Origin of the sequence: Collinsella sp. D33t1_170424_A12, assembly GCF_015554865.1 — a bacterium.
In the GTDB taxonomy this organism is placed as follows: Bacteria; Actinomycetota; Coriobacteriia; order Coriobacteriales; family Coriobacteriaceae; genus Collinsella.
The window spans coordinates 1-1,481 of the sequence record NZ_JADNJJ010000168.1 but is presented as its reverse complement, the minus strand read 5'-3'; the positions used below and the strand labels follow the sequence as shown (position 1 = coordinate 1,481).

Sequence of the window (1,481 nt, the reverse complement as noted above, 5' to 3'; positions counted from 1 at the left end):
TGGCAGCCTGATTTTCGTTGAGGAGACCCTGCTTTATCGCAAGTATGGTTTGCCCAAAAACCTTGTGGTGGTCGAGAATCAAGACGAATGGTTGGTTTGTATCGACTCCGTCACTGGAAAAATCGTTTCCTGGAGCCAGGGGGAAGACGTGCTCCCCAAGCACGATTGCTTCGATGATTACGTTATCGAAGAATTCCACGAAGCAATAGACAATCTGTAGGAACGCCCGCGAACAAGGCCGGATTCGTCAGACACCGTCTAACGAGACTGGCCTTCCTTCAAGGCGACCGGAGCCGCGCGATCAGCCGCACGGCAACACCAATACCGCGCGATGTCCGCGCGAGGGGTTACACTGATTCCATCTGTACGCCCATTCCTGCGCCGCGCGTGCCGCCGGCAAGAAAGAGGTGCTTGACCTTGGCAGCCCCGTCGAACCGCGAGACTCAGCGCACCGAGCTCCACAAAGCCATCTGGAAGATCGCCGACGAGGTCCGCGGCGCCGTGGACGGTTGGGATTTCAAGGCATATATCCTGTGCTTCCTGTTCTACCGCTTCATCTCCGAAGACCTGGCGGAGTACATCGACGAGGACGAGCGCGCTGAAGCCCCGACTCCTCCTATGGCGATCGCCCTCTGATGAAGACGACCTACGCGATTATTTGATCTCCCTGATACGAGGCGATTCAATGACCGAGCACGAACTGAACGCCATCCTGATGGATGCCTTCCCCGAACTCAAGGAGGAACTCACCCTTTACATGGAGGAAGACGGGGACGGCATGGACACCGGTTGCTTCCTTACTCATGAGGATGTCCTCCACCCCTTTATCGATCAAGCATCCAAGGATGAGGACCAGCAGATTCTCAAGCGGGTTGGAGCCTACGTCGAGCGACTTCTAAACCTCAATGACGAGTATGCAGAGAACGTCGCCATTATTGGGATTGTTGAATGGATCGCCCTCGATCGCCCCGCCCTGGCATCGCTCATCCCATTTGGCCCAAAAGCTCAAGCAGCGATATCGGAATATCGCGCCGAAGGAAACGCGCAATGATGAGGGCGCCGTCCTCCCAGCACTCTAGTTCAAATGCCCAAGCGCGAGCGGGCAACGCGCGCAGCCCAGAGTAGTGTCGTAAGGGCTTTTCATACGAGATTCCGGTTTTACCGAGTGGCCCATAGGGCAATCTCAGCAAAACATCAGTTCAGGGAATTGCTACCGTTTCGATAAAGAGAGCGTTTACGGCAATCTGCATGAAAAGCCCCCTCGTTACCTTGGGGTACCACCCCTGGCGACGCAGCGATGCTCGGAGCTCGGCGACATCATCGAGTGCGAGCGCCTCAAGCCCAATTAGACGCGCACGCTGGTAAGCGAGGCCTTCGAAGCGGGCTGCGTCCCCCAGGAGGGCACCACCGTCGCCAGCATCCTGCCGCCGGTGTCGCGCTTCGCCAAGGGCAATCCGCAGGCGGAGCAGCGCCGACGCGTG

At 57.5% G+C, this 1,481-nt stretch carries 3 protein-coding genes; all 3 read left to right on the top strand.

Going from position 1 to position 1,481, the window contains the following annotated elements; genetic code table 11:
* Positions 1-220: SMI1/KNR4 family protein (locus I2E26_RS07335; RefSeq protein WP_195420211.1), on the top strand; the 220-nt coding region annotated here is incomplete at its 5' end.
* 197 nt (positions 221-417) lie between these two features.
* A complete protein-coding gene (locus I2E26_RS07330) occupies positions 418-636 on the top strand; it encodes a type I restriction-modification system subunit M N-terminal domain-containing protein (RefSeq protein WP_195420210.1) in 219 nt (72 codons plus the stop codon).
* 49 nt (positions 637-685) lie between these two features.
* Complete coding sequence (locus I2E26_RS07325) at positions 686-1,051, top strand: hypothetical protein (protein ID WP_195420209.1); 366 nt, start codon at positions 686-688, stop codon at positions 1,049-1,051.
* Positions 1,052-1,481 lie beyond the last annotated feature (430 nt).

Bases quoted from the DNA above. Each gene is read 5' to 3' on its own strand.
- I2E26_RS07325 (WP_195420209.1), top strand. From the start codon at position 686: ATGACCGAGCACGAACTGAACGCCATCCTGATGGATGCCTTCCCCGAA.